The following is a 7,535-nucleotide window of genomic DNA, read 5'->3' as shown; positions in this document are numbered from 1 at the left end:
TCAAAAAAGTGATCGAGGTAAAACGGACGAAACGAGTTCCTTTGAAAGCCTTGCCCTGCGCGGGCTGGCGCAGCCATGAGGGTATGACTGCATCGGAAATGATGTTCTCCGCCAGAAAAAGCGAAAGCCACATGATTTTCCCCGAACCTAATTTGGGTATGGCAAGACCCGCTAATGGCCCGGCAACGAAAGAAGCTAGTGGGATAGGTAAGATAATTAATCCTGCCTGTAAAGGCGATAAACCAGCAACAAGTTGCAGTCGCTGACTGACTATTAATTCAACTCCCATCAGGGCTGCGGTGCTAACAAAAGCGGTCGCGATACCGGTAGCAAAACCATAGGATTTTAATAAAGTAAAGTCTATGATCGGTGCAGATGAACGACGTTGCCGAGAAACGAACATCATCGTGAATATCATCCCGATTGCGCTGGCTATAGTGGCAATTCCCATTGATGGGGCTTGTTTGCTGATTTCTTTGATAGCAAAAGTAATGCCAATCAGCCCGATCATAATTTGGAGAGAGGCCAGCAGGTCGAATGTGCGTTGTGGGTTACTCTGGCTTTTAGTAATAGTGAATAGGGCGAATATCAACGCAATAATGACGATAGGCACGTTTATCAGGAAAACGGAACCCCACCAGAAATATTCTAGCAGTATTCCACCGATGACGGGACCAAGTGCCGCGCCACCGGCAGCAACAGCGGACCAGATTCCGATAGCAAGAGCGGGTTCTTCGAAAGCCTGACGGATTATTGCGAGTGTGGCCGGCATCATCATTGCGGCACCGATGGCAAGTATCACTCGTGCGCTGATCAACATACTGGTATTCGGAGAAAATGCTGCCATCATTGAAGCAATACCGAACACAGCTAATCCGGCAGTAAACAATTTCTTGGCACCAAAGCGATCACTCAGGGCACCACTCCCGGGAAGCAGGCCAGCAATGGTTAATGAATAAGCATTCATGATCCATAACTTCTCAGTGGAAGATGCTCGTAAATCGTATGTTAAACGAGGTAAAGCTGTATAGAGGACTGTCATGTCGATGACAATCAGCAAAAGTGCACTGGAAATAACAGCCAGCACAAGCCAGCGAGTATTTGATTTCATGAAAGAACTCATCAGTGTGGTTTAGGGATCCTGTATCGCCAACCCTTGACGGTACAAATTGCGCACATTATAAATACATACGTATTGAATTAAAAGAGAGTAATAATGGGACGACGTAAAACAATTGACCGGAATATTCTGCTGGATGCAGCAGAACAAATTGTCACCACACATGGGGCAGCGGCCCTTACCATTGATGCGGTAGCAAAAGCTGTCGGGATCACTAAGGGCGGGGTTCAATACAGTTTTAATACGAAAGATGCACTTATTGAGGCGATGTTTGAGCGTTGGGGGCTTGGCTATGAGGAACAATTCTACAAAATAGCCGGAGAAGCGCCCGATCCACTGACTGCAATACGTGCGCACATTGAAGCAAGTAAATGTTCCGATGAAGTGTCATCGGCGAAAGCGGCAGGACTGATGGCATCGTTATTGCAAACACCGGAACATCTGGAATCAACCCGTGACTGGTATCGTGAGCGCATCGCTAATCTGGATATAACAACAGCAGAAGGTCGTCGGGCCCGTTTAGCTTTTTTGGCGACAGAAGGTGTATTTATTTTACGCTTCTTCGGCTTGATGGATATTGGTAAGGATGAATGGGCGGATATTTTCAGCGATATTCTGGAGATGGCACCTTCTGAAAATAGTGAATAAAAACAGCGTCCATTAGTGCAGTTCGTTAATAATCACTTTGTGATATAACTTATTGATTGTACTCATAGCAATCGTTTTCTTTTTTGATCTTTTAGGATAACGATTTATTTTGATTTCCTGTAGGATGAATCGAAAACTTCATCTGTTTAGGAATAAAACATTAATGAGTACACTCAATTCAGGCTCTGCAAATAGTCAGGGCTTACTTCAGCGCGTGTTTAAACTAGAAGAGCATGGTACAACAGTTCGCACCGAGATGATTGCGGGGCTGACGACCTTTCTGACGATGGTTTATATCGTCTTTGTGAACCCACAAATTCTGTCTGTTGCCGGAATGGATATTAAAGCTGTATTTGTCACAACCTGCTTAATTGCCGCACTTGGCAGCATTATGATGGGAATAGTGGCTAATTTACCTGTTGCGGTTGCGCCTGCTATGGGTCTGAATGCATTTTTTGCCTTCGTTGTTGTTGGTGCTATGGGTGTTTCGTGGCAGGTTGCGATGGGCGCAATTTTCTGGGGTGCTGTAGGGCTGCTGATCCTGACGATTTTCCGCATCCGTTACTGGATGATAGCGAATATCCCCGTGGGGCTGAGAGTCGGAATCACCAGCGGTATCGGGCTTTTTATTGCCATGATGGGGCTGAAAAATGCCGGCATTATTGTGCCGAATCCAGATACGATCGTTTCTATTGGTAACTTTACTGCTCATAACGTCCTGCTGGGCGCTTTGGGCTTTTTTATCATTGCCATTTTAGCCGCACGTAATTTCCATGCCGCAGTATTGCTGTCCATCGTAATAACGACGGGGATCGGGTTTATGCTGGGGTATGTGGAATATCAGGGTATTTTTGATTTGCCACCCAGTGTCATGAGTGTTGTCGGGCATGTTGATGTGAAAGGTGCGCTGGATATCGCATTAGTCGGGGTTATTTTTTCTTTTATGCTGGTGAACCTGTTTGATTCATCCGGTACGCTGATTGGTGTGACCGATAAAGCCGGCCTTGCTGACAGTAACGGCAAATTCCCGCAGATGAAGCAGGCTCTGTATGTTGACAGCATCAGCTCAGTGGCAGGTTCTTACATCGGCACTTCTTCGGTAACCGCTTTTGTAGAAAGTTCTTCTGGCGTCTCAGTAGGTGGCCGTACTGGATTAACCGCTGTAGTCGTTGGTATTTTGTTCCTGCTGGTGATGTTTATTTCTCCACTGGCCAGTATGGTTCCGGCTTATGCTACGGCGGGTGCGCTGGTTTATGTCGGCGTTTTGATGACATCCAGCCTGACACGGGTGAAATGGGATGATCTGACAGAATCCGTTCCGGCATTTATCACCGCTGTTATGATGCCATTCAGCTTCTCAATTACTGAAGGTATTGCACTGGGCTTTATGGCTTATTGCGTGATGAAACTGGGAACAGGAAAATGGCGGGAGATAGGCCCGTGCGTTATTGTTGTCACGTTGCTGTTTATGCTGAAAATGGTATTTGTCGATGCCTGATAATTATAATCTCGGCTAAACTGAGTACCGAGCAATATAAAAAAAGCCTGATGCATCAGGCTTTTTTTATGGAAATTATACGGAATATTTTTCTAGAAGAAGATCAATGACGGCTTTCTGGTGCAATAAAACCGATGCAAATGACTTCAGATTCCGCGCCGGGCTGTGCCTGAAAAGTGAAATCCTCTTTATGGCTGAGAGTTAATTCAGGCCATGTCGCCAGCGTGGACCGGAAATGTTCCTGTGAGCAGTTCTTTCCTCTTTTGCCCACCAGTAACGCTCCATCTTTGACAATATCACTTTCTTTTATATGGCGATTATAAATATTGGGCGGCGCATCGTTGCCGGTTTCCCACGGCTGTATGGTTTGGGGGCGATAGTGGCTGTAGAACGTCAGCCATTGATGCAGGTATTCACCTCCAACATAATGCAGTGGTGTTGAATACAATTCATCCCAGCGCTGATCCAGCTGGCTGGAAAAGATTTTTATCCCTGCAAATTTTTCTCCCGCACCACGGACATTTGTTAGCATAATACTGGCATAGCCAATGAGAACTACGACAGCAAACACAGCCAGACCTCGCAGTGTCCCCGTTAAGGATTTATGGGGACGTACGGTTATCGAGCCGATTAGCAGCGCTGGAGCTACTGCCATGAAAGGCTGGAGCCATTCGGTCATGCGCCCGCCTTCATTGAAGGAAAACCAGCCATAAATAATCAGCAGAGGCAGCAGAATGACAATATTGGCCAATTGATTCGATTGCTGTTTTGGCCAGCCAATTTTTCCGCCTAATAGATAAATAATGGCACTGACGATAATGAGAGGATAGAAGACTGAAAACAGAGAGCGTGTGGTGTGCAGATTAAATCCGTGCTTGATTTGCGAGTCTACCCATTTGAAGGCAGAAAAATCGTTATTTGCCAGCCACCAGATATTGGGTAATACCAGTATAAGCCATAGCGCAAGCGCCAGATAAAACAGAGGCTGCCGATAATGTCGCCGCACTTTGGGAACAAACAGGGAAAGTAAAAAGACTGAGCCAACAATCGAGAGTGAAGAGTACTTACTCATTGTTGCCAGCCCTGTAGCTAACGCGAACGCCAGCCACCATTTGGGATGATCATCGATTGCTTTCAGGAAGAACAATAGTGACCAGGACCACAACATTACCAGCAGATAATTGTCATTATACGGAATGATATCGAAATTGATGATGCCAGACAGATTGAGAGACAGCATGGCCAGCCATGCCAGTTCAGTTTTGCCTGTTAAGCGCAAAGCCAGTTGCCAGACACCCATCATACCTATAGCAATGGCAGCAAAGTGGATGAAATACCAATAAAAACTGAGAGAAATATGGCTGATATGAATAGCTGGTAACATCACAACACCCACCAGCCACGGGTTTTTCGGGGAACCCCATTCACCGTTTATGCCCCAGTTCAGGGCTTCTACGGCATCATAGGGAACAGTCGGATCAAGGTAATAACTTACTAACATCCATAAGACAGCATAACCAATACACCAAAGATACAATGAAGTTCTATAAGAAATATCAAAGAAACGCATAGTTGCTAAGGCTTATATTATTTGAGTTAAGGTAACTCAAAATAGTAGCTGAACTTGAAAGAATAAGTGAATGACATTGGATGTTATATGTGGATTCTGTTAGATTCCGCCGAAAATATCTTGATAACACGAGTTGAGTCACACGCTATGAATCAGTTAAAGAAAAAATCCCCTGCAAGAGCCTCTGCGGGTAAGCACAAAAGAAAAAGCCGTGAAGAATTAAACGCAGAAGGGCGCGAACGTAAGCGCCAGAAAAAACATCGTGGTAATCCATCCGGTAATCGCCATCAGGAAAGTAACCAGAAAAAACAGACTGGTGCTAAACAAGAGAAGGATCCTCGTATCGGGAGTAAAGTCGCGGTTCCGTTGATTGTTGGTGAAAAAGCAGTCGCTAAGCCAGTCGTAAAACAGCCTAAAGCGCCCGAAAAACCTCGCTTGTCAGCGCGGGAAGAGCTGGAAATGCTGGAAAATGATGAACGTCTGGATGATTTGCTGGCACGTCTTGAGCAGGGTGAAAACCTTTCCGAAGAAGATAATGTTTATGTCGATAAAATGCTCGATCGTATTGATGTTCTGATGGAAGAGCTGGGTATCGATCTGGAAGAGGATGACAGCGAAGAAGAAAAACAAGACGACATTATGCAGTTGCTGAAAGGTAAATAATTCCTGAAGGTTGACGGCTCTGAATGGCTAGCCATTCATGCATAAATTATCTTGATCATCAAAGGCGGTATACACTTCGTTTTTCAGGTTGCCTCTTTGTTGGCTGCGCTCGCTCACCCCGGTCACATAGTTACCTATGTTCCCGGGGACTTACTTTCTTGCCGCCGCGACGCATTTTGAAATTCATTGTGTATATACCCATACTTTTAATATGGTATTTGCTGTGCTGATTGGGTAAACTATAGCAGCCCATTTGATAGGCCAGAACAGCGGAAGAAATAAGCATGTCAGAGCAAGCCATTGTCTGGGATCTGCCTTTGATCCAAAAATATAATTATTCAGGGCCTCGTTATACTTCATACCCAACAGCGCTGGAATTTAACCAGCAGTATGATAATGCGGCGTTCATACAGGCCGCAGCACGTTACCCTGAGCGTCCTCTTTCCCTTTATATTCATATCCCGTTTTGTCATAAACTTTGTTATTTCTGCGGCTGCAATAAGCTGGTTACGCGGCAGAAACACAAAGCAGATGATTATCTGGCTGTTCTGGAACAAGAGATAGCAACAAGGGCAAAGTTATTTACTCATCGGAAAGTCAGTCAGATGCACTGGGGCGGAGGAACGCCGACGTATCTCGATAAGATGCAGATAAGCCGATTGATGTCGATGTTGCGTAGCCACTTCTGTTTTCTGCCCGATGCTGAAATTTCCATTGAAATTGATCCGCGTGAAATTGAGCTGGATGTCATTGATCATCTGCGTAATAAGGGTTTTAACCGGCTGAGTATGGGGGTGCAGGATTTCAATAAGGAAGTTCAGTGTCTGGTCAATCGTGAACAGGATGAGGATTTTATCTTTGAACTGGTTAATCGTGCCCGAGAAACGGGTTTTACATCAACCAGTATTGATTTGATTTATGGTCTACCCAAGCAGACACCGGAAAGTTTTGCTTTCACATTGCAGCGTGTACTGGCGTTATCTCCGGATCGTCTGAGTGTGTTCAATTACGCTCACATGCCGAATCTGTTTGCGGCACAACGCAAAATTAAAGAGAGTGATTTACCGAGTGCGGCACAGAAACTGGATATTTTGCAGCAAACTATCGCGACTTTAACAGGTAACGGCTATCAATTTATTGGCATGGATCACTTCGCTCGCCCTGATGATGAACTAGCGGTTGCCCAAAGAGAAGGTGTACTACATCGCAATTTTCAGGGATACACCACACAAGGCGAGTGTGACTTATTGGGCATCGGTGTTTCGGCTATCAGTATGTTGGGCGACTGTTATGTACAGAACCAAAAAGATCTCAAAACCTACTATGCTGAGGTAAACGAGCAGGGCCATGCGTTATGGCGGGGTTTAGCGCTGACGCGAGATGATTGCATCCGTCGTGATGTGATCAAGGAGTTAATCTGTAATTTCCGGTTAAATCTTGCTGATATTGAACACGCTTATGGCGTGAGTTTCACAGATTATTTCGCCGAAGATCTGCAATTATTGGCACCGTTGGCGCAAGATGGGCTGGTTGAAGTGAGTGAAAAGCAAATTCGGGTATCACCAAAAGGGCGTTTGTTAATCCGCAATATTTGCATGTGTTTTGATCATTACCTGCGTAATCAAATGCGCCAGCGGCAGTTTTCACGGGTGATATGAATTTTAGAGGAGAGATGAACATGCTGATTATCTGAGCACGTTCTTCTCGTGTATTTAAAATAAATGGTTAAGGAATATTTATGACAATTAATAGGTCACATTTATAGCAGAACCAACATAATATGACATAGCATCTGAATTAAAATGACAAGGTATCACTGCTTATGATGTATTTAAACTGCGTCAAGTTATGCTGATTTAGCTATAGTTATTCAATTGTTCTTTTTTTATCCCTTATCTTTTTGCGTTTTTTTAATTTTAGCTCTCTTGAATATTCTCTTAATTCCTTTTTGTTAAATCCTTGTATTTTCTTTAATTCTCTTTTGAAAGTAATGTTTCCAATTCTGATATATATTCTGGATAATATAAATCCAGCGT

Annotated in this window: 6 protein-coding genes; 4 read left to right on the top strand and 2 right to left on the bottom strand. The window is 44.5% G+C overall.

From position 1 onward, the window contains the following. On the bottom strand, positions 1 to 1,111 hold a 1,111-nt coding region (locus AACX68_RS04110; protein WP_228860658.1), incomplete at its 3' end, for an MFS transporter. A gap of 105 nt (positions 1,112 to 1,216) precedes the next feature. Between AACX68_RS04110 and AACX68_RS04105 the strand changes: the two genes are divergently transcribed. Continuing rightward, entirely contained in the window at positions 1,217 to 1,768 is a 552-nt protein-coding gene (locus AACX68_RS04105) for a TetR/AcrR family transcriptional regulator (protein WP_228860657.1), read from the top strand. Between the two features lie 163 nt (positions 1,769 to 1,931). Further along, positions 1,932 to 3,266, top strand: coding sequence for an NCS2 family permease (locus tag AACX68_RS04100; protein ID WP_228860656.1), 1,335 nt, complete (start codon positions 1,932 to 1,934; stop codon positions 3,264 to 3,266). 103 nt (positions 3,267 to 3,369) lie between these two features. On the opposite strand, the gene AACX68_RS04095 is transcribed toward AACX68_RS04100, so the two are convergent. Beyond that, a complete protein-coding gene (locus tag AACX68_RS04095; RefSeq protein ID WP_228860655.1) occupies positions 3,370 to 4,836 on the bottom strand; it encodes a glycosyltransferase family 39 protein in 1,467 nt (488 codons plus the stop codon). Between the two features lie 147 nt (positions 4,837 to 4,983). Here AACX68_RS04095 and yihI point away from each other — a divergent pair, with 147 nt between their 5' ends. Continuing rightward, a complete protein-coding gene (yihI, locus tag AACX68_RS04090) occupies positions 4,984 to 5,499 on the top strand; it encodes a Der GTPase-activating protein YihI (protein WP_228860654.1) in 516 nt (171 codons plus the stop codon). A 284-nt stretch (positions 5,500 to 5,783) separates the two neighbouring features. After that, on the top strand, positions 5,784 to 7,157 hold the full coding sequence (gene hemN, locus AACX68_RS04085) for an oxygen-independent coproporphyrinogen III oxidase (RefSeq protein ID WP_228860653.1): 1,374 nt from the start codon (positions 5,784 to 5,786) through the stop codon (positions 7,155 to 7,157). Positions 7,158 to 7,535 lie beyond the last annotated feature (378 nt).

Origin of the sequence: Xenorhabdus sp. PB61.4, from assembly GCF_963894935.1 — a bacterium.
GTDB classification, from domain to species: Bacteria; Pseudomonadota; Gammaproteobacteria; order Enterobacterales; family Enterobacteriaceae; genus Xenorhabdus; species Xenorhabdus stockiae.
The sequence above is the reverse complement of the archived record's forward strand: the minus strand, read 5'-3'. Positions and strand labels throughout refer to the sequence as shown.